Source organism: Rufibacter latericius, from assembly GCF_003721515.1.
Lineage (GTDB): Bacteria > Bacteroidota > Bacteroidia > Cytophagales > Hymenobacteraceae > Nibribacter > Nibribacter latericius.
On record NZ_RJJD01000015.1, the window covers coordinates 135,000 to 156,118 of the forward strand.

Consider the following 21,119-nt stretch of genomic DNA (forward strand, 5'->3'; position numbering starts at 1 on the left):
CTTAGATAGTAGAAAAGTAAGGAATCAGGGAGAACTAACAAATGGCCGCCCTACACTTAATAGTAATATTTCTGAAAAAGAGATTTCCTTTACCACTTCTAAACTCAGCATTGATGAATTCTCCTTTGATTACACACTGGGATTCCTCTCTAAAAAAAAGCGTTTATGGCCTGCTTCTAAGAAAACAGGCCATAAACGCTTTAAAATAAAGAGGCCACTTCCTTTCAGAAATGGCCTCTTTATTTAAACAAGAAAAGATTTAGATATGGATGGCTCTGTTCTCAGTTGCCGCCAAACAAGCTTCTTTCATGGCTTCGGTGTAGGTGGGGTGCGCGTGGCTCATACGCGCGATGTCCTCGGCGGAAGCCCGGAATTCCATGGCCACGACAGCCTCCGCAATCAAATCCGCGATGCGGGGTCCGATCATGTGCACGCCCAGGATCTCATCGGTTTGGGCATCAGCCAATACCTTCACGAAACCATCAGTGTCCATAGACGCTTTGGCGCGACCCGAGGCTTTGAACGGGAAGGAGCCAACTTTGTAGGCGGTGCCTTGCTGCTTTAACTGCTCCTCGGTGAAACCTACGCCCGCCACTTCTGGCCAGGTGTACACCACGCCCGGGATCAGGTTGTAGTTGATGTGCGGTTTCTGGCCCGCCATGATCTCAGCGACCAAAACACCTTCTTCCTCGGCTTTGTGCGCGAGCATAGCACCTCTGATCACGTCGCCAATGGCGTAAATGCCCGGTACGTTGGTTTGCAGGTGATCATCCACGGCAATCATGCCGCGCTCACCCAACTGTACACCCGCGTTCTCTAAGCCTAAGCCTTCGGTGTACGGCTTACGACCAACGGATACCAAGCAGTAGTCACCTTCAAACGTGACGGTCTGGCCTTTTGGAGACTCAGCGGTCACTCTTACGCCTTCGCCCTGTACCTCGGCTCCGGTTACTTTGTGCCCAAAGAAGAACTCAAAGCCCAATGTCTTTTTCAACACGCGCTGTAATTCTTTTCCAAGGGAACGGTCCATGGTTGGGATGATGGCATCTGTGTATTCCACTACAGACACTTTCGCGCCCAAACGAGCATACACAGAACCTAACTCCAAACCAATCACCCCTCCGCCAATCACGATCAGGTGCTTCGGTACTTCTTTCAAGGTCAAGGCCTCAGTAGACGTAATGATGCGGTTTTTATCAACCGGCAGGAACGGCAAATTGATTGGTTTAGAACCTGTCGCGATGATGGCCTTGTCGGTCTCAATCTGCTGCTCGGCGCCATCCTGACCCGTAATCTTGATGGTGTTCTTGTTCACGAAAGAGCCAAGGCCGTTGTACACGTCTACCTTGTTCTTCTTCATGAGGTACGCAATCCCGTCGTTGTTAGACTTGATTACATCGCTTTTGCGGGCAATCATCTGCTCCAGGTTCACCCGCAGGTTCTCTATCTCAATGCCGTGCGTTTTGAACGTATGCGCGGCATTGTGGAAGTGCTCAGATGAATCTAACAACGCTTTAGACGGAATACAGCCTACGTTCAGGCAAGTACCACCCAACACTGAATATTTCTCAATAATGGCGGTTTTCAGACCCAACTGCGCACAGCGGATAGCTGCCACGTAGCCTCCAGGACCGGAACCGATTACTGTTACATCGTATTTCATGTTCTTTCTTTTTATGTGAAGAAAGGCTCCGTACCCGCTCTTGTCCAGCAGCACGGAGCCTTTCGTTTTTAACCCATTTTTACGAATTCACGCGTAAAGCGCAAGTTTAGACTCCCAGCAATAAACGCATTGGATCTTCCAGCAACTCTTTCACACGCACCAGGAAGCTAACCGACTCACGACCGTCAATGATACGGTGGTCATAAGAAAGCGCTAGGTACATCATTGGTCTGATTTCCACCTGGTTGTTAATAGCTACCGGACGGTTCACGATGTTGTGCATACCTAGGATAGCTGACTGTGGAGCGTTGATGATTGGCGTAGACATCATAGACCCGAACACCCCACCGTTGGTGATGGTGAAGGTACCTCCGGTCATCTCATCAATACCCAGTTTGTTTTCGCGGGCACGCTTAGCCAGACGAACCACTTCTTTCTCAATACCGTCTAAGCTCAGGCCTTCGGCGTTACGGATAACCGGAACCACCAGACCTTTAGGCGCAGATACCGCGATGGAAACGTCGCAGAAATCGTTGTACACAATCTCGGCACCGTCAATCTGGGCGTTTACCGCTGGCCACTCTTGCAGGGCAACCGTACAAGCTTTCACGAAGAACGACATGAAGCCTAAACCTACTTCGTGCTTCTCTTTGAACTTGTCTTTGTATTTGGCCCTGATGTCCATGATTGGCTTCATGTCAACCTCATTGAAAGTAGTCAACATGGCCGTTTCATTTTTCACCGCTACTAAACGACGAGCTACGGTTTTACGCAAGCTGGTCATTTTCTCGCGACGGCTGTTGCGGGAACCTGGAGCGGCCGGAGCCGGAGCAGCAGATTCTTTGGCAGCTGGAGCAGCAGAAGCGGCGGCAGGTTGTGGTGCCGGAGCAGCCGGACGAGCTTGGGCGTTTTGCGCGTCTTCTTTGGTGATGCGTCCGTCACGACCAGTGCCGTTCACGTCAGCAGCGTTAATTCCTCTTTCAGAAAGAATTTTACCGGCGGCTGGTGATGGGGTACCGCTGGCGTAGGTAGTAGCACCTGACGTAGCAGCAGATGCAGCTTGGGCTGGCTGAGCAGATGTTACCGTCTGTGGAGCCGGAGCAGTAGAAACGCCTGAACCGGCACCTACTTCAATGCGGCAGATGGTAGCACCAATCTCTACAGTATCACCTTCCTGAGCCACAATTCTCAAAACACCAGCCGCTTCAGCCGGAAGTTCAAACGTAGCTTTGTCAGACTCCAGTTCGCAAAGAACCTCGTCCATAGACACCTGGTCGCCATCGGCTTTGAGCCATTTGGAGATAGTTACCTCAGAGATAGACTCACCTACAGTTGGAATTTTCACTTCCAAAGTCTGCCCGGCTCCACCACCTTGCGGTTGGTTAGGAATGCCCTGGCTTGGCGTGTTCTCAGCAGCCACGGTGCTCTGCGGGTCGGTTACTGATTTAGATTCAGTAAGGCTGTGCTGCGTTGAAACAGTGGTAGGCTGAGGCGTAGAAGCACCTTGTCCGGCTCCATCAATGCTACAGATTACTTCGCCAATGGCAATGGTGTCACCTTCCTGGGCTTTTATTCTTAGGATACCGGCAGCCTCAGCGGGCAACTCAAAGGTAGCTTTGTCTGATTCCAGTTCGCAGATTACCTCGTCCATGGCCACTTGGTCGCCATCTTGTTTGAGCCACTTGGCAATGGTTACCTCCGTGATGGATTCGCCCACTACCGGCACTTTTACGTCTAATGCCATAATCTCTTTTTAGATTAAGTTATGTTGTTAAAAGTCCGCTTAGGGCCTGTTTTAGGAAAACAGGCCCTAAGCGGACGTATGATTTACTTAAATGCTGAATGCTTTTTCTACTACCGCACGTTGCTCTTTCTGGTGGATTTTGTTGTAACCAGTAGCAGGCGAAGAGCTTGGCTTACGGGAAACCACGTCGTCAATGCCTTTGCGCATTACGCTCAGGATATAGGTCCAGGCACCCATGTTGTACGGCTCTTCTTGTACCCAGAAAATCTGTGCATTCGGATACTTGCTCAACTCACGTTCCAACTGTACTTGCGGGAACGGATGCAGCTGCTCCAGACGGATGATGGCCACGTCTTTGCGGTTGGTTTTCTGTTGTTCCTCCAGCAGGTCATAGTACACTTTACCGGTACACAGCAACACCTTCTTCACGGCTTTAGCCTCAGCGAAGGTATCTCCCAACACTTCCTGGAACGAGCCTTGCATGAAGTCTTCCAGCGGCGACATCACGTTCTGGTGACGCAGCATAGATTTAGGCGACATGTGGATACACGGCTTCCGGAACGGCGTTGCCAACTGACGACGCAGCATGTGGAAGAAGTTTGCCGGGGTAGTACACTGGGTCACGTACATGTTGTACTCGGCGGCCAACTGCAGGAAGCGCTCAGGACGAGCATTGGAGTGCTCTGGTCCCTGGCCTTCGTATCCGTGTGGCAACAACATTACCACACCGTTCATCCGCTGCCACTTAGATTCAGTAGACGAGATGAACTGGTCTATCATTACCTGCGAGCCGTTGGCAAAGTCACCGAACTGCGCTTCCCAAAGCACCAGGGCATTGGGGTTGGCCATGGCGTAACCGAATTCAAAGCCAAGTACGCCGTACTCAGACAGCAGGGAGTTATAAATCTGCAGCTTTTGCTGATTCTCCTGAATGTGGTTCAGGTTGGTATAAGCGGCGCTGGTATTGGCATCGTGCAACACGGCGTGACGGTGCGAGAAAGTACCCCGCTGCACGTCCTGGCCGCTCATGCGCACAATTTTGTTTTCTAACAAGATAGAGCCATAGGCCAGCAATTCAGCCGAAGCCCAGTTCAGAGAGCGGCTGTTGAAGAACATGTCTTGGCGCTCTTTGGTCAGTTTCTCAATCTGCTTCAGCGGCTTAAAGTTTTCTGGCAGCGTAGTTAAAGCCTTGCCCACTTTCTCAATCGCCTCAGCGGAGATACCGGTTTCTGGTGATTGGTTGAAATCTTCTGGTTTTGAACGACGCAGCTCTTGCCACTCTTTCTCCAATACCTGGTAGTTGTACGGCAATGGCTTTTGCTTCACCATATCCAGACGGTCTTGCAACATCTGACGGAACTCTTTGTCCATCTCCTCGGCTACTTTCGCGTCCAACTCACCGCGTCTAATCAACTCCTTATTATAGACTTCCCGTGGGTTATCGTGCTTGGAGATGAGGTTGTACAGTTGCGGTTGGGTGAATTTAGGCTCATCTGCCTCGTTGTGGCCATGGCGGCGGTAGCACACCATGTCAATGAAGATATCATTGTGGAAACGCTGACGGTACTCAGTTGCTAAACGCACGGCAAATACCACTGCTTCCGGGTCGTCACCGTTTACGTGCAGAACTGGTGCGTCAATGATTTTAGCTAAATCGGTGCTGTAGATAGAAGAACGAGCGTCTTCAAAGTCGGTGGTGAAACCAACCTGGTTATTAATCACGAAGTGGATGGTACCGCCAGTGCTGTAGCCTTCCAGGTTTGCCATCTGGGTTACCTCATAGCCAATACCTTGTCCGGCTACGGCCGCATCTCCGTGAATCAGGATAGGAAGAATCTTGTTGGTGTCACGGCCATACATGGAATCCAATTTGGCGCGCACAAAACCTTCCACCACTGGGTTCACCGCTTCTAAGTGCGAAGGGTTTGGAGCCAGTTTCAGGTTTACTTTTCCGCCGGATGGGGTGTTTACCTCGCTGGAGAAGCCCATGTGGTATTTCACGTCACCATCGCCCATGGTTAAATCCGGCACGGCAGTTCCCTCAAATTCAGAGAAGATTTGCTCGTAGGTTTTACCCATGATGTTGGCCAGCACGTTCAAACGGCCGCGGTGCGCCATCCCAATCACCACTTCCTCTACGCCCAGTTCAGAGCCTTTGTCAATGATGGCATCTAACGCCGGAATAGTGGTTTCGCCACCTTCCAGAGAGAAACGCTTCTGACCCAAGAATTTGGTATGCAGGAAGTTTTCAAACACCACTGCCTCATTCAACTTAGACAGAATGCGTTTTTTATAGTCAACTGATGGGTTAAAGTTCACCGACTCTTTCTCGGCCTTTTCCTTAAACCAGGTCAAAACCTCTGGGTCCCGGATGTACATGAACTCAAACCCGATGGTTCCTTCATATACTTTCTTCAGGGTAGCCAGGATGTCGCGCAATGTAGCGGCACCTAAGCCCAGCTCAGCGCCGCTCTGGAATTTAGTATCTAAATCAGCCTCAGACAGACCAAAGTCTTTCAGGTCTAGCAAGGCCTTCCTGTCTTTGCGCGGACGAACCGGGTTCGTGTTAGAGCGCAGGTGACCACGGGAGCGGTAGGCGTAAATCAGATTACGCACCTGGATTTCCTTCTCTATTTCACTTGCAGAAGCAGTTGCCCCAGTTGCTGGCGCAGTTGTAGGAGCCGCCGCAGTGGTTGCCTGACCGTTTCCGTTCGGATAGGTTTGGGAGAAATCAAATCCTTCAAAAAATTTCTGCCAACCAAAATCCACTGAAGCAGGGTCTTGCTGATACTGCTTGTACAGTTCATCAATGTACGCTCCGTGTGCGTTGGCTATATATGAGTATTTATCCATAAAAATTGATAGTACATGCCTTAGTTTCGGCAAATTATAAAATCCTCAGCAATACACATAACCTTAAATTCGCATAGGCAAATATATAACCCCCATTACCAAATTTATATTAAGTTTCTGCAGCAATAGCCTATGCGTATAAATCTCATGTATGGGATACGTGAAAAAATTTGATTTTGGCGAAATTATAGATAAATAGATAAGAGACAAACCTTTATCAGAAGTCACCTTTATATTCCCTTATTTTCTCCCTTTCTTTCCAATATTCAATTTCAAACCTTAACTCACAGCAGGAGAAAGGTCATATATCCAACAGCAAGTGGAATGATTTAGTATGTCACAGGGTAGGAAGTTCAGGCAGAGAAGAAGATTACCACTGCACCTACTTGGGTTTACTGGAGGGGGCATCATCAAAGAAATGCTGCGAGTAGACAACATAGGGCGATTACCATATATTCTACATTGAAGAATAATTGTGTTTAGGAGGGGTTTTCAGGAAAACAGGCCCAAAAAGGAACCAGGTCTATTCTCGCAGGCGAACCCGCACAAAAGCAGGAACGTCTGTTGGAGTTGCAGATAGTTCGGTTTCGGTAATGGGGCCTGCTTGCACTAGAACGCCTTTTTTGTCATCTACCACTACCGTTTTCTTTCGCCAGCCTTCCACATTTGATTTATCGGTTACCTGGTCTTTTCCGGCACCGCCGTAGATAGTCACATAGCTTCCCTTTCCAGCGGAGCCGCTGATGTCAAAAATGTCGTCTCCTTTTAGGCCATATAGGTTGATCTGCTGGGTCTCATCGGCGAAGAAAGTTCGGCTGTACACTTTGGCGATGTTGATATTTCCTTTCCCCAGGCGGTACACCTCCACCACCGTTTTTCCTTGCGAGAGCCGCTGTACTACAAACCGTTCGGGTTCATCGGCACCTACTACGGCTACTTCTTTGGCCAGAATTTTATAATATTCCTCGGCGGTTTGTACCAGCAACTGTCGGCGGCTTCTCAGCTTTTGGAAGGTTTCCTCGCCTATCAGGGCATACACCGGCGGAGGCAGGCGATGGGCAGCCACCCGCAACACTGAGTCTGATAAAGCCACTTGCATCTCGCGGGCCAGCCTTCTAAAATCCACCAAAGACACCTCAGACAAAGCTCGGGCATCCAGGAAAGCGGCATTGATGGTGAGGCCAAACACGTCTTTGAACTTGGGGTGGAAAGACTCAAACTTGCGGGCCGCGAATTTACGGGTAGCCAGCCAGGGAATTAATCCATCATCATAAAGGCAAAGCGCCTGGTCCCGGTCCTTGGGAATGGGTTTGTACCAGATCTCGTTTTCCTGATTAAAGGCAGCCCAATCCCATTGTCCTTCGTGGCGGTCCCAGTCACTGAGCAGCAGATCCAGCAGGCGGGCCCGGGCAAACGCCCATTGGTCTATGCGGTGTCGGCTAGACTGGAAGCGACGGTGCAGCATTTGATCGGTATCCACTACCTGGGTAGCGGCACCAAGCTCCTTCGCTACTGATGCCCGGGACGTGAATTTCTCCTCCATCAGGAAAAGCTTGCTCCCGAAAAGGTTGGAATACTGCTTGAAGTCCTGGTCTGCGGGAAGCACGTACACCAGCTTGGGCGAAGAATGGAAAACCTGGGCAGCTTTGGCCAGCGGCGGCACCACTAAAGCCGCATACGGGTTGGTAGCTGACACTTGGTCACGCACAAAAGAACCTATAAAAGTTTTGCGCCAGAAAGCAGGGAGCACCTGAATGGGGTCTTTATCCACGGAGCGCAGGGCAAAGCGCCGCCCTGTTTTGTCGGTGAGGGTGAGGCTGGTGGTTTGCATGCCGCCGCCCAGTTTCTCAATGGAAAGCCCGCCCTCAACCTCATTCATGTGAAAAACCTTGGCCTTGACTGGCACGGCCCACACCTCCCTATAATGCTTGCCCAGGAAGAACTCACCGGCTTTGCTGCGCTGGTAATGGCTTCCGGCGCTTACCAAAACACAGTCCTGCGGATGCTGCAAAAGGCTGTTATCACCAAAGATGGCAGACGAAGGAATTCTCCCGTCAGGAACGGGATCGGCAAAAAAGAAGGTCACTAATCCATACAGGACAAGCACTCCCACCAATGCCAGTAAAATCCTTCTCTTCATGTAGGCGTTCGATTTAAAGTTCACCTTTACCTTAATTAGAGGTGAAAGGTTCAGGCCGAAGAACGAAAGTCTGCCCGCTTCTTTTACGGGAAACCGCCAGAAAACATATATCTTTAAGCTTCGGGGCAAAGGTTAACCTTGCTTTTGCCTCCTGCGTTAAATCATTCTACTACAACCTAAATTCTACCTTTATGGCAAACAGCGCTACCTACTCTGGCATTACTCCAGAACTGTACAACAACCTCAGAAGCAAATTAGGAGCTGCTGGCATTGAGCTGGCCGGCACCAACGGACGCGTGTCTAAACAAGGCGTAACCGCCGACTATGCCTATGAGGAGAATTCGCAAACGCTGCAGATCAACAATGTACAGGTAAGTTTCCCGGCCAGCATGATGTTCAGCCCAGACAAGATCATCCAGAAAATAAACGAAGCCGTGCAGAGCGCCGGCGGGCGGATTGGCTAACTTAAAAAAAGATTGACCTAACCCGTTTTATTTGCGTATAAAAATCCCGGCTTGCCATGAAGGCAGGCCGGGATTTTTACTTTACAAACCCAACCTTCAAGAGAATACCACTATGGAACAAACACCAAATACATCTCCTCAGGTAGTACAGCCAAAAGACTTCGCCAGAACCGTTGAATCTATTGTAAGTGTCTACCAAGGCAACCACGATGTGCTGCCTGACCTGCTTTCTGATGCTGGCAGAATGTTATTGACAGTAAGACAGAAGATGAGCCCTATTCAATTGGTTCTGTCTGTAGCAGCGGTAGCCATTGGTGCTATTGTGCTGGTTTCTTATGGCAGCAGCAACCAGTTCCAGGACGCAGAAGAAGTTCGTCCGTAGGTTAAACTATTCCTTCAGGGAGCCCCGCTTATAGGTATAAGCGGGGCTTTTTGTTTCAGTCTCAGTTTGGAATTTTATAGTTTTTTATTATCATATTTATATAATTGCGTCATATTCCGCTACTTAGCTAAATGACGCATGAAAAAAGCAAAGAAAATCATTCTCTTGGGAGTGGGTAGCCTGCTGTTTGTAGTGCTTTCTGCTTTGGCGTATGTAAAACTAGCCCTGCCCAATGTAGGGGAAGCACCCGACCTAAAAATCGGAGCTACTGAAGAGCGGTTGGCTAGAGGAAAATACCTGGCGCACCACGTCATGTCCTGCATAGGTTGCCACTCTGAACGTGATTGGACCAAATTTGCTGCCCCTCTCAAGGAGGGAACGTGGGGCAAAGGCGGGGAGGAATTTCCAAAGGAACTGGGGTTTCCTGGCACGTTTTACGCTCCTAACATTACACCCGCCGGTATAGGTCACTGGACCGATGGGGAGATCTTCAGGGCCATCACCTCAGGGGTAACCAAATACGGGAAAGCCCTTTTCCCCGTGATGCCCCACCCCTTGTACGGCCAGTTAGCCGAGGAAGACATCAAAGCCGTAATCGCCTACATCCGCACGTTGCCCGCCATTGAAAACAAGGTACCACCCTCGCAGCCGGATTATGCCATGAGCTTTATTCTGAACACCATTCCTAAGAAAGCAGAGTTTCACCCCATCCCAGACAAATCAGATCAGGTCTCCTATGGAAAATACCTGATAACCGCCGCCGCCTGCGTTGATTGCCATACCCAGAAGGCAAAAGGCCAGAACATTGCCGGGATGGAATATGCCGGGGGCATGGAATTTCCGTTACCCGGAGGCATCACGGTCTATTCTGCCAACATTACTCCGGATAAGGCCACCGGCATTGGCAACTGGACAAAAGAGGCTTTTGTGAGCAGGTTTAAGTTGTACGCAGACTCTGCTTCGCAAAATCAGGCGGTTGGCAAGGGTGAGTTCAACACCATCATGCCCTGGACCATGTTCGCTGGCATGGAGCGCGAAGATCTGGAAGCCATTTATGTGTACCTGCAAAGTATTCCCGCGGTAAACCACAAAGTCACCAAGTTCACCAAAAATTAACAAAGGTAGTTTTAGCCTTACTTCCTTTTTTCAGGAGCCGTTTTAAGGTTGTTTTGCAGAAAACAACCTTAAAACGGCTTTCTCTTTTTGTAAGGGTTTGCGAAAACTTCGCCCCAGGAACCCGGAAGAAAGGCAACTTCAACGGCACTCTCCTTCGGGCAATGGTGTTTTCTTTGCACACGCTCACCGGTATGCCCAAGAAAAAGAAGAAATACGTCCCCGCAGAACCTACGCTGCTTACCACCCAGGAACGCATTAGCCGGTACATGCGCGGCAACAAGGCCAAGCACACCCAACCCGAACTTCTGCTGCGTCGGGCGCTTTGGCATGGCGGGCTACGCGGCTATCGTCTGCACTGGAAAACATTGCCGGGCAAGCCCGATATCTGCTATCCTGGCCGGAAGCTCGCGATCTTCATCCACGGTTGTTTCTGGCACCGATGCCCTCATTGTCTACCTGCCCTGCCTAAAACCAACGTTCCTTTCTGGACGGAGAAATTCACCCGAAACCAGGAACGGGACAAACGGCATCGGGAAAAACTGAGAGCCATGGGGTGGCAGGTGTTGGTCATCTGGGCCTGTCAACTGCACACTGATCTGGAGGGTTGTCTCTTCACCATCAAAGGGCTGCACAAAGGAGTGCCGGAAAGCTACTGGCTGGAGGCCGCGTAAACTCTTTGCCGGGCATCATTGCTTTGAAAAGCAGCAAGGCTTTAAGGCTTTCTCGTTTCAGGGCTCCTTTCCAGAAAACAGCCCCGAAATGACCATCAGCAAAACCTGCCCAACAATTCACTTTCTCCCTCGGAATTGACTTATTTCCAGCGTACCGGAACACCGGCTTTTCGGGCAGCATATCCAGCGGCGGAGGCGTGTAGCGCAGGAAGCAGTTCGTTTACTTGATCAACAAATTCTAAGTGCAGGTCTTCGTGCAATTTCTCCAGTTTGTGCAGAACCTCCTCGGTTCGTTTGGCCAGGAAAAGGCAAAGCGCCTCGTTGGCGCCGGTAAGCACTTGTAGTTTCTCCTGCTGGTGTTCCAGCACCTGCTGCAAAAGCAATAAAAGCAGGTTGATTTCGCCGTATACATCGCCGGTGACTTTGGTGTGGTAGCTCAGAGGCGGGCACAGTTGCCGCAGGCAATTCAGCAGGTCAGAGGCATTGTAATAGAAACCTTTGGCAATGGCTTGCACTTGTTCCGCCAAGGCCTCTCTCCTGAAATCTAACGCTTCGGGACCTTCCAGCAGCTCAAACTTCAACTGTTCCTGCAGCAGCAGGTTGGGAGTCAATAACTGAATCAATAGTTTGTCTTTGCGGGCGGCGGGTAACGCCAGAATGGCTTTGCGCAGGTCTTTTTCTAAGGCGGGCATACTTCTGTTCTCTTCAGGTAGAACAAGCAAAGCGGGCAAGTTATTCCACCAAGGGCATCTTTCTGGAATTTTCCTTCGGCTGGCTCTCCGTTGGTACTTAAAATTCAAAAAAAGCTATCTTCTTAACCTAAACCGCCCCAAACTGCGTAAACAGCGGCAAACGTGACTGGATACCCCCAATGTATTCCTAAAGGGCTCCTGCTGTTTTAGCCTTGTTTTCACCAAAAGAGGCCAAAACCGAGGGAGCTGCCAGCATCTAAGATAATGACCATGAGAGAATTTTTACCCCCAAGGGTAATCCTGCTTCAACTATGCATCTGGTGTTTGTTTCCGGCCATGGCCTGGGCACAATTGCCTTCCCTTCCTTCGGGATCGCCTTCCTATACGGTAGTTCTGACCGGCCGATGGGCGCCAGGCCAGGGCCCATCGGCTCCTTTACCGTTGTTGCAGGAACAACTGAAAAGCGCCGGCAAAAACAGCGCTGTGGTATTTATGGGCAATCCGTTTCAGCCTGCCACCTTGCCCGCTGTTTCGGCTCCTAACCGTAAAGAACTGGAAGCCCAACTGCAGAAACAACTGGCGTACCTGCAAGGCTACGAAGGCAAGCTCATTCTGATGCCCGGCGAACATGACGCCAAAGGCCGCCTTTTAACCGGAGTGAGAAACCAAGAGCGGTTCATCTCACAGTACCTGCAGAACGAGAAACTGATTCAGCCTGAGAACTACTGCCCCGGCCCCGCCGAAGTAGCCTTAACGGATGACGTGCACCTGCTTCTGCTGGACACCCAGTGGCTCATGCCCAACCGCCGCATGGACGACGAAGACGAGCAACGAGGCTGCCCCACCACCGGAGGCACCGCCACGCTGGCGGCCCTGGATGACGTGCTGCGCAGCAACGAAGAGAAAAACCTGCTGGTAGCCGTGAGTATCTCCCCCGAGATGAAAACCCTGGAGTACCGCCTCATGCACCGGCAGTTGGCCCAGATGTACACCCAGCACAAAGGGTTGCTTCACGCCGAAGGAAACTCCGCCGCCCTGGCCTATTCCGCCCAGGACAGCATTCACTACGTGAGCACTGGAGTAGGCATGAAAAAGCTTCCGTCGCCGGGTAAAAGCGAGCCCCTTTTCTCAAAGGCTTCTGCGGGATTTGCCAAGGTGCTGTACTTTCCTAACGGAGAAACCTGGCTGGAAATCTGGACCGCCCAGGATGCCCAAAGCACCCAAGGACAAGTGGCTCACCGCGCGCTGCTTTCCCGCAAACCCACCCAGAAACAGCTGGAAGAACAAACTAAGAAGCTGAACCTGAACTTTGCCGGCAAGACCAGTGCCCTGCCCGCCAGCGAGGTCTACAAGGCCAGTGGTTTCCGGGAATGGCTTTTAGGCGAGAACTACCGGCCTGAGTGGCAAACTCCCGTTTCCTTGCCCGTTTTCGATATCGGCACCCAAAACGGCGGCTTGAAAGTAGTCCAGCGGGGAGGCGGTTTCCAGACGGTGTCCCTGCGTCTGGAAGACAGCACCGGCCGCCAGTACGTGCTACGGTCGGTGGAAAAATACCCCGATGCCGCCTTGCCCCGCATCCTGCGCCAGACTCTGGCTGCCGATGTGGTGAAAGATCAGATCTCGGCCTCGCACCCGTACGGTTCGCTGGTGGTTCCTACCTTGTCCGATGCCGTGGGCGTGTACCATACCAACCCCAAATACTTCATTATCCCAGATGATCCGCGTTTTGGCAAGTACCTGAAAGGGTTTGCCAACACCATTGGCCTGTTTGAGGAGCGCCCAGATGAAGACATGTCTGACTTGGCCAGTTTCGGGAATTCCAAAAACGTGGTGGGCACTGACAAAGTACTGGAAAACACTTTAGAGGACCAGAACGATCAGGTGGACCAGATGAGTTTGCTGCGGGCCCGCCTCCTGGATTTCTTCATCGCTGACTGGGACCGCCACGATGACCAATGGCGCTGGGCCGAATTCAAGAAAGAAGGGAAAGGTAAAATCTACAAGCCCATTCCGCGCGACCGCGACCAGGCCTTCTTCGTGAACCAGGGCGTGATTCCCAACATTGCCAGCCGCCGCTGGATATTGCCCAAAGTACAAGGGTTTGACGAAAGCCTGCGCGACATCAAAGGTTTCAACTTCAACAACCGCTACTTTGACCGCTACTTCCTCACCGCCCTGGAACGCGCTGACTGGATTGCCATGGCAGACTCTGTACGGGCCGGGCTTACCGATGAAGCCATTGAAAACGCCGTGCGCCAGTTACCGCCCGAGATCCAGAAAATCTCCGGTGCCCGTTTGGCCAATACCCTGAAAGCCCGCCGCGCCTACATCAAGCGCGATGCCGAGGATTATTATGAGTTCCTGGCTCAGAAAGTAGACGTGGCAGGCACCGACCTGGACGAACGCTTTGAAGTACAGCGCGAGGCCGGAGGGGTCACCCTGGTCACCATCTACAAAAAAGAAGGCAACTCTCCGGCAGACCAGCTGTATCGTCGGCGTTTCCTACCAGACGAAACCCGCGAGATACGGCTGTACGGCTTAGGCGGCGCCGATGAGTTCAGCGTACAGGGCCACGCGGCGGACGGCATCAGGGTACGTATCATTGGGGGAGATGGCCAAGACAAGATCACCGACAGCTCCAGCGTGGAAGGTCTTCGCCGGCTTACCTATGTGTATGACCAGCCAAACGGCGCACAGTTGCAGTTAGGCCCAGAGTCCCGCAATCTCACCCGCCTGCGCAACACGCCGGTGTATGACCGCAGAAGCTTTGTGTACAATTACTTCGGGCCGCTGGCTTCCGTTGAGTACAACCGAGACGATGGTTTCTTGCTGGGCGGTGGAGCTTTGCTGAAAACCCAGGGCTTCAATAAACAGCCGTACGGCATGATGCAGCGGTTGGTAGGCAGCTACGCTTTCAACACCCAATCGTTCTTGGTAGATTATGCCGCGCATTTTCCCCGGTTAAGGTTGGGTCTGGACCTGAAACTGAACGTGAACTTCAAAAGCCCTGGCTACGCCGAGAACTTCTTCGGTCTGGGCAACGAGAGTCCTTTTGACCCGGAAATAGACATCAACTACTACCGGTTTGAGTCCTCGCAGTTTTACGCCAACGCGTTGCTAGGCCGAAAGCTGAGCGAATACGAAACCATCTTTGTGGGTCCAGCTTACCAGATCGTGAACGTAGACCGCATACCAGGCCGTTTCCTGGATCAGCAGTTAGAGGGAACAGAGCAAGGAGTGGGGTACTATGAGAAGAAATCCTACGCCGGAGCTCGTCTGGAATACACCCTTGACTCAAGGAACCACCCAGCCCTACCGGACAAAGGTGTTTTCTGGCAGGTTTCCGCAGATGCGCTCAAAGGCGTGAATCAGCGTTCTTCAGATGTGGCGCGGGTGCATTCGCAGTTTGCCATTTACCAGACCTTGCGCATTCCCCTTAAGCTCACCCTAGCCACCCGCTTTGGCGGAGGGCACACCTTTGGTGATGGGTTTGAGTTCTTCCAGGCGCAGTTCCTGGACGGCCCTACCACCTTGCGGGGCTACCGCCGGAACCGGTTCAGCGGGCAGAGCAGCTTCTACAACAACACCGAAGCCCGCCTGCGTTTGTTCAGTTTTACCACCTACCTCTTCCCTGCCTCCTTGGGTTTGTTCGGGTTCCATGACATTGGGCGGGTTTGGATGGAGAACGAGGATTCAAACAAATGGCACCGGGGTTATGGCGGCGGTTTATGGATTTCGCCCCTAAACCAGATTGTCATTTCACTGGGCTACGCCGCCTCTCCGGAGCAAAGCCAGTTCCTGGTGCGGGCTGGGTTCCAGTTCTAACGCGTTGCCAACGGCTTCTAAAACAGAAAGGGCTGACCTAGTGGGTCAGCCCTTTCTGTTTTGATGGTCTTTTCTGAAAAAGAGCCTTAAAAGACTTAGTTCAGGAAAATGGAGAATAGCTCAAACCGGTTAGAGGAGAAACTCCAGTGCGACGGTGATGGGTGAATCTCTTCGCCCTCTTCGTCAATGATGGTCACGGCCATTCCTTCCTCTTGGTTGAGCGGCTCAGTGAAATGCTTCACAACATATACATGTCCTTCTTTGATCCATTCTTCGGGATCAAAACTAGGAAGGGTGGCGTCAATGCATTTCGCGTATACCGCCATATAGTTAGGTGGATAGATCAGATTTACCATGTCTTATTAACTATAAACAGGTGAGAAAAATTCCGGCTACACATGACTCTCTTCTTTGCTTGGTTCTCTAACCTCCTTCGTCCAGATCACATGTACCTCGGCGTACTATATGACTAGTTTACGCACCCAAACTGACTTTTCCAACTTCGGGGCTTAGAATTTATCCACCAGAAGACACCCACTTTTTCATCTGCTCGTACAAACACAAGCCGGTTTACCCGGTATCAAGTTGTTTTTACACTATAAACCATACTACACCATGGAAAACGACAATAAGTATAACGAAGAAGAAAAACTGCCGAACGGAAAAGAATCTCAGGATGAACTGAAAAACACCTCTGAAGAGCCGGGTGCCGAGGCCAAAGGCAACGCCAGCTTTAAACAGGGTGGCCAGCAGCCCGGCAACAGCCAGGGCGGCCAAGGCGGAAAAACTACCGACGGCGATGATAACTCCCGACATGATACCGGCGATGAACTAAGCGTATTTGGCCGTCTGGATAGTTAATCTTACCTGTCTGGATGGATATGGAAGAGCATCTGACCAATGTGCTGCGCCAAAAGCAGCACTCCTGCTTTACGGTGGCACCAGGTGTCATGGGCATGGAGATTGTTTTCGTGAACCTGTACTACGTAGAGAACCCAGACAAATCCTGGGTTCTGATAGATGCCGGTTTGTACGGCTCCGCCGATAGAATCAGGAAAGCCGCCGAGGACAAATTTGGCAAAGGCAACCCGCCCAAGGCCATCCTGCTCACGCACGGCCACTTTGATCACGTAGGCGCCCTGCAAACCCTGGCTGATATCTGGCAGGTGCCGGTGTACGCGCACCCGCTGGAACTGCCGTACCTGACCGGTATGTCTAGCTACCCGCCACCTGATTCCAGCGTGGGCGGAGGCGGCATGGCCTACCTTTCGTTTATTTACCCCAAGAAACCCATCACCTTCAAAGGTCGGCTGGAGCTGCTTCCTTCAGACGGATCGGTTCCGTTTCTGCCTGAGTGGAAGTGGCTGGAAACGCCGGGCCATTCACCGGGGCACGTTTCTTTTTTCAGGGAGCGGGACCGGTTGCTGATTGTGGGAGATGCCTTTGTGACGCGTAAACCAGAGTCTGCGCTGGCGGTTCTCACCCAGAAACAGGAGGTGTGCGGCCCGCCCGCGTATTTCACGCCAGACTGGGAAGCAGCCCGATCCTCGGTGAGAAAGCTCCATGACCTCAGTCCTGAGATTGCTGCCAGCGGCCACGGCTTGCCCATGCAAGGACCGGAGTTGAAACAAGGCCTGGAAGAACTGGCGCGGTTATTTGATCAATTGGCTATTCCTAGCAAAGGACGCTACGTACCAGAACCCGCCATCACTGATCGGCGGGGTGTGGTGCAGCTTCCGCCTAACGTGGGAAACACCGTGCCCAAGGTACTAGCCACTGCTGGCCTGGTAGCTTTGGCTGGTTTGGCAACATACGCCCTCACCCAGCGGAAGAAAAACAGAACCTACGCCCGCGTGAAGAGAACCTGGCCTGGATATGCCAATCCGCACAGTTCGTACGGGTCTGAGCACCACGTTCAGGAACATGCCTCTTTCAGTAATGACCAGGACGATAACATCACTAACAATTATCCGTAAGAGGTGATTGGGTCGTTTATAAAAAAGGAGAGGGCACGCTATTATGCGTGCCCTCTCCTTTTTTATTTCCCGGCAGGTTAACTCTGCAAGATTCCGTTTCAGGGCCGGTTTTCTAAAACCAACCCTGAAACGGATTTCTGGTTTACAAGCCAATGGCCTTGCGTTTCAGTGCCGTGAATTCATCCTGGGTAATGGTACCTTGTTCCAGCATCTGACGGAGCCGCTCAATGGTGGCGATGTCATCCTGCACAGGGCGGCCATCTAGATTAGAACCTGAACTCAGGTTAGAGCCGGAGGTTGATCCTATGGTATGGCCAGATCCCAAGCCAGAACCAGACCCCAGATTAGAGCCTGTGGATGACGTGGACGTGTGGAAGTGGCTTTGGTCCTGCGGATGGCTTTGGTGATGTTGGTGCCGGTTTCCGTAGAACCGATCCTCGTTGAACTGCTCGCGCCCGTAGAAATCGGCGTTGGGAGAAGTATGCGAGGTGGTTTGTTGCATGTAGGTTTCGTTGGGGCTGGTGATGGCGTGCATCACACGGTATTCATAGTCTGCATCAACGGCACCGCCCCGGTAGAACGGAAACCGAGACAGAGACATCTGATCCATGCCCACGAACACCTGGTCGCTGTCATCGTCTAACTGGGCCGCGCCAATGGGCACCAGAATATGGCGGGCATCGGTGTCAGGTAGTACCCGGTCTTTGTCTACGTCTACATCCAGGTAGCGTACTTTCATCAGCTCGCGGTCTACAATGAGATCGTCTACTTTGCCAATGCGTTTGCCGTCAGAGCCAATTACCTCCCAGCCTCTGACATCGAGGTTATTGTTGGCAACTTTGAAATCTTTCAAGTCGTGTAAGGGCGCCAGTCTGGGCAACCCATCGTTTGCATGATATGCCATGGTTTCTCTCTTTTAGGTTCCTTTATATCAAAACGACAGAAAAACAGGAGCTATAGGCATGATCATCCCCGACGTAGGCGCTCCGCTGGTCTCAGGACTGCCGCCCTGCGCTTCAAAGAAGTATTTGTATAGCAGGTATCCTACCACAAGCAATATCAGCAACACTATAATCCACGCCCAACTGGAACGCTTTTTCGGTTCAATGTTTATTTCAGCCATAGTTTTAGTTTGTTAAGGTCCGTACGTAATTACCGTATCATTGCGTACGAAGCTTTTCAAGAGAGGTTTATACTCAAGGGGTTAGAACCGCGCCGCTCCAGGCTGAAATCAACGCCATCTTCACTGCCCGCCTTCCACCCAATTAGCCAGAGGTATTTCAACCCAAAATCAAGGTTTAGAGGCCATTTTCAGGAAACAGGCCTTAAACCAGAACCTTCCCATTTTCTTGCGGAAAGGCATTGAGCGTCTTGTTGAAAGGGTGATTTACCTTGAACCAGAATGGAAAATCGCGAGTCACCTGACCCGTTAATGGCTTCTGAATTTCTAAAGGGAGAAAGGTTTGATTTATGCGGGTGTACACTCGATAATAATCCTCCGGCATAACTTAATTCATCCGAAGGAAAGACTATAGAAAGAAAAAGGTGTTTCAGGTCCGATTTCATGAAAACGGCCCTGAAACACCTGACAGAAAGCGGCGGAATACACCGCCTGAAATCTAATTCTTATTTTTCCTGACCCGGAATCTGCGGGAAGGAGATGAATTCGCCCTCGGGGCTGAAAAGCATGCTCATCGGTTCTCGCGGATCGCGGAGGATTTCTTCCTGGGTGATGCCCCACTTCGCCCACATGGTGGAAAGCAATTTAGCGTAAGCGCTGTTTTGCCACGGGTTGAAGATCACGTTGGTGACGTCATCAATAAGCGTGTCCATGACCAGGTGATCGTCCTGGGGTTTGGGAGCCCGCACCAGGTAATCTGGAATGACGTTGAGCAAATAGCCTGCGTAGAAGACGCGCGCGCTGAACTCAGCGGCTTGGATGGGCTGCAATTGCTTGGGCTCCAGAACCTCCCACACGCGCCGAAGGGCGTCTTTGATCATGGCGTTGTCTAGCAGGCAGGAGACGATGAGCACGTTGTCCAGGCGCAGGCTGAACATCATGGTAGACAATTCGTCACGGAACTCAAACCGTGAAGGCTCTGCCGAGGCGTCTACGTCTATCACAAACAATGACCCCGGAATAAAATCTGCGAACTCCATGGGCACCCGCAATGATTGCAGCACCCTGAAAAACGCCTGGAACTTCATGAGCATCTTGGGTTGCTCGCTCACTGCGTACTCAGGGCGTACCAAAGGGTTCTGCTCTTTGATAAGCTCAGTGATGAGGGTACCGTAGAACATTTTCCCCATCCACTGGAAAAGACTTTTTTCGTCCAGGGCTCGAAGTCCGGCTAAGCCTTGAGCCGCGGCCGCCTGTACCTTTTCTTCCAGCGGCTGCAGGTGCTGGCTTTGGCACTGAGTGCAGCACGGGATGTTCAGTTCCTGGTAGGTGACCACGCTTTGGTCCAGCAGCCGGAGCGGCTCCTTGGCAAACCCGTACTCTTCCATGAGCCAGGCGGGGAAAACCGGGGTTTTCTCTTCTGAAGTCACTTTGGTGCCGCACAGAAAACAGATGTGGTTGCCAAAGCGCATTCCCTCAAACGGATCAAAGATGGACAGGTGCTGCTGCATAAAACTCAGGGAAATAAATCATAACGAAACGGCAAAGATACACATCAAAGCGGCTTGGCGTGCACTACCACGCTGGTAACGCGCGTTAAACCAAGGCAGGCAAAAACCCGGCATGGTACTTGCAAACCCGATTCTATATATATCTTTAACCCTATGAAAACAGTACTCGCCTCCGTTTTTGGATTCCTTTTAGTTTGCAGCGCTTTATCCGCTAACGCCCAGCAAAACCAATTGCCGCCTTTGGTGAGCACCTCGGGGCTGGGTGAAGTGAAGGTACAGCCAGATCACGTCACGTTTATGACCGGTGTGGAGATCAGGGAAAAAACCCTGGAAGATGCCCGCCGCGTAGCCGACCAGCGCACAGCCGCCTTGCTGGCGTTCCTGAAGAAAAACGGCGTGGAAGACAAGCACGTCCAGACAGCCTACCTTTCGTTGCAGCCCGTGTATACCGGTGAATTTGGCCAAACCACCCCGCAGTTCTACCTGGCTACCCGATCTATCTCAGTCACGCTCACCAAACCAGACAAGTTTGACGAGGTCATGGCTGGGCTGTACAAAGCCGGGGCCAACCGGGTAGACGGCATCAGTTACCAAAGCTCCCAAATTAAGAAACACCAGGAGGAAGCCCGCAAGAAAGCCGTGCAGGATGCCAAGCAGAAAGCAGTGGCGCTCGCCTCTGAACTAGGGGCCAAAGTTGGCCGCCCTTACCAGATAACCGAAGGCGGCGGAAACACGCCGGGCCCTGTCATGTACAAAGCCGCCATGCGCGAATCAATGGCCATGGATGCCGGCGGACCAACGCTGGCCTTAGGCGAAATTATCATTACTTCTGCGGTGCAGGTAAGTTTCCTGTTGGAGTAGCGATAAGAAATAGCCGGGTGTTAAGCTGTAGCGGCTTGGCCCGTTGACCGGTGCAGTGCCAGGAGAAAACAGGGCCAACAGGTGGTTCTTTCTTCTGGCAC

At 51.7% G+C, this 21,119-nt stretch carries 16 protein-coding genes; 8 read left to right on the top strand and 8 right to left on the bottom strand.

The window, feature by feature from the left end; translation table 11 throughout:
* Nucleotides 1-259 precede the first annotated feature (259 nt).
* The 4 genes from lpdA to EFB08_RS18115 all read right to left on the bottom strand — a co-directional run bounded on the left by lpdA (nucleotide 260) and on the right by EFB08_RS18115 (nucleotide 8,400).
* Nucleotides 260-1,663 carry a dihydrolipoyl dehydrogenase gene (lpdA, locus tag EFB08_RS18100; RefSeq protein ID WP_123128651.1) on the bottom strand — a complete coding sequence of 468 codons (1,404 nt, stop codon included), beginning with the start codon at nucleotides 1,661-1,663 and terminating at the stop codon, nucleotides 260-262.
* A 106-nt stretch (nucleotides 1,664-1,769) separates the two neighbouring features.
* The gene (odhB, locus tag EFB08_RS18105; protein WP_123128375.1) at nucleotides 1,770-3,407 is read right to left on the bottom strand and encodes a 2-oxoglutarate dehydrogenase complex dihydrolipoyllysine-residue succinyltransferase; all 1,638 of its coding nucleotides are present in this window, start codon (nucleotides 3,405-3,407) and stop codon (nucleotides 1,770-1,772) included.
* Nucleotides 3,408-3,494: 87 nt separating this feature from the next.
* Nucleotides 3,495-6,260, bottom strand: a complete 2,766-nt coding sequence (locus tag EFB08_RS18110) for a 2-oxoglutarate dehydrogenase E1 component (RefSeq protein ID WP_123128376.1) — start codon at nucleotides 6,258-6,260, stop codon at nucleotides 3,495-3,497.
* Nucleotides 6,261-6,783: 523 nt separating this feature from the next.
* Nucleotides 6,784-8,400 carry a hypothetical protein gene (locus EFB08_RS18115; protein WP_125077792.1) on the bottom strand — a complete coding sequence of 539 codons (1,617 nt, stop codon included), beginning with the start codon at nucleotides 8,398-8,400 and terminating at the stop codon, nucleotides 6,784-6,786.
* Nucleotides 8,401-8,591: 191 nt separating this feature from the next.
* Here EFB08_RS18115 and EFB08_RS18120 point away from each other — a divergent pair, with 191 nt between their 5' ends.
* The 4 genes from EFB08_RS18120 to EFB08_RS18135 all read left to right on the top strand — a co-directional run bounded on the left by EFB08_RS18120 (nucleotide 8,592) and on the right by EFB08_RS18135 (nucleotide 11,033).
* Nucleotides 8,592-8,864 carry a hypothetical protein gene (locus tag EFB08_RS18120; protein WP_123128378.1) on the top strand — a complete coding sequence of 91 codons (273 nt, stop codon included), beginning with the start codon at nucleotides 8,592-8,594 and terminating at the stop codon, nucleotides 8,862-8,864.
* A 112-nt stretch (nucleotides 8,865-8,976) separates the two neighbouring features.
* Complete coding sequence (locus EFB08_RS18125) at nucleotides 8,977-9,246, top strand: hypothetical protein (RefSeq protein ID WP_125077793.1); 270 nt, start codon at nucleotides 8,977-8,979, stop codon at nucleotides 9,244-9,246.
* A gap of 138 nt (nucleotides 9,247-9,384) precedes the next feature.
* Entirely contained in the window at nucleotides 9,385-10,362 is a 978-nt protein-coding gene (locus tag EFB08_RS18130; protein ID WP_123128380.1) for a c-type cytochrome, read from the top strand.
* Nucleotides 10,363-10,415: 53 nt separating this feature from the next.
* Complete coding sequence (locus EFB08_RS18135; protein WP_227006400.1) at nucleotides 10,416-11,033, top strand: very short patch repair endonuclease; 618 nt, start codon at nucleotides 10,416-10,418, stop codon at nucleotides 11,031-11,033.
* A 140-nt stretch (nucleotides 11,034-11,173) separates the two neighbouring features.
* Here the strand turns inward: EFB08_RS18135 and EFB08_RS18140 are convergent, their stop codons facing one another.
* Entirely contained in the window at nucleotides 11,174-11,725 is a 552-nt protein-coding gene (locus tag EFB08_RS18140) for a hypothetical protein (RefSeq protein ID WP_123128381.1), read from the bottom strand.
* A 270-nt stretch (nucleotides 11,726-11,995) separates the two neighbouring features.
* Between EFB08_RS18140 and EFB08_RS18145 the strand changes: the two genes are divergently transcribed.
* Nucleotides 11,996-15,550: a BamA/TamA family outer membrane protein gene (locus tag EFB08_RS18145; RefSeq protein ID WP_165864958.1), complete on the top strand. Its 3,555-nt coding sequence runs from the start codon at nucleotides 11,996-11,998 to the stop codon at nucleotides 15,548-15,550.
* 95 nt (nucleotides 15,551-15,645) lie between these two features.
* Here the strand turns inward: EFB08_RS18145 and EFB08_RS18150 are convergent, their stop codons facing one another.
* A complete protein-coding gene (locus tag EFB08_RS18150) occupies nucleotides 15,646-15,906 on the bottom strand; it encodes a hypothetical protein (RefSeq protein ID WP_123128383.1) in 261 nt (86 codons plus the stop codon).
* Between the two features lie 259 nt (nucleotides 15,907-16,165).
* Between EFB08_RS18150 and EFB08_RS18155 the strand changes: the two genes are divergently transcribed.
* Both EFB08_RS18155 and EFB08_RS18160 read left to right on the top strand, forming a co-directional pair.
* On the top strand, nucleotides 16,166-16,411 hold the full coding sequence (locus EFB08_RS18155) for a hypothetical protein (protein ID WP_123128384.1): 246 nt from the start codon (nucleotides 16,166-16,168) through the stop codon (nucleotides 16,409-16,411).
* 20 nt (nucleotides 16,412-16,431) lie between these two features.
* Nucleotides 16,432-17,526 (top strand): MBL fold metallo-hydrolase, encoded by a 1,095-nt coding sequence (locus EFB08_RS18160; RefSeq protein ID WP_227006401.1) that lies wholly within the window; start codon nucleotides 16,432-16,434, stop codon nucleotides 17,524-17,526.
* 142 nt (nucleotides 17,527-17,668) lie between these two features.
* Here EFB08_RS18160 and EFB08_RS18165 read toward each other — a convergent pair whose 3' ends face one another.
* Together EFB08_RS18165 and EFB08_RS18175 are read right to left on the bottom strand one after the other, a co-directional pair.
* Nucleotides 17,669-18,430: a PRC-barrel domain-containing protein gene (locus EFB08_RS18165; RefSeq protein ID WP_123128385.1), complete on the bottom strand. Its 762-nt coding sequence runs from the start codon at nucleotides 18,428-18,430 to the stop codon at nucleotides 17,669-17,671.
* 722 nt (nucleotides 18,431-19,152) lie between these two features.
* The gene (locus tag EFB08_RS18175) at nucleotides 19,153-20,157 is read right to left on the bottom strand and encodes a hypothetical protein (RefSeq protein ID WP_123128387.1); all 1,005 of its coding nucleotides are present in this window, start codon (nucleotides 20,155-20,157) and stop codon (nucleotides 19,153-19,155) included.
* 153 nt (nucleotides 20,158-20,310) lie between these two features.
* Between EFB08_RS18175 and EFB08_RS18180 the strand changes: the two genes are divergently transcribed.
* Entirely contained in the window at nucleotides 20,311-21,018 is a 708-nt protein-coding gene (locus EFB08_RS18180) for an SIMPL domain-containing protein (protein ID WP_123128388.1), read from the top strand.
* Nucleotides 21,019-21,119 lie beyond the last annotated feature (101 nt).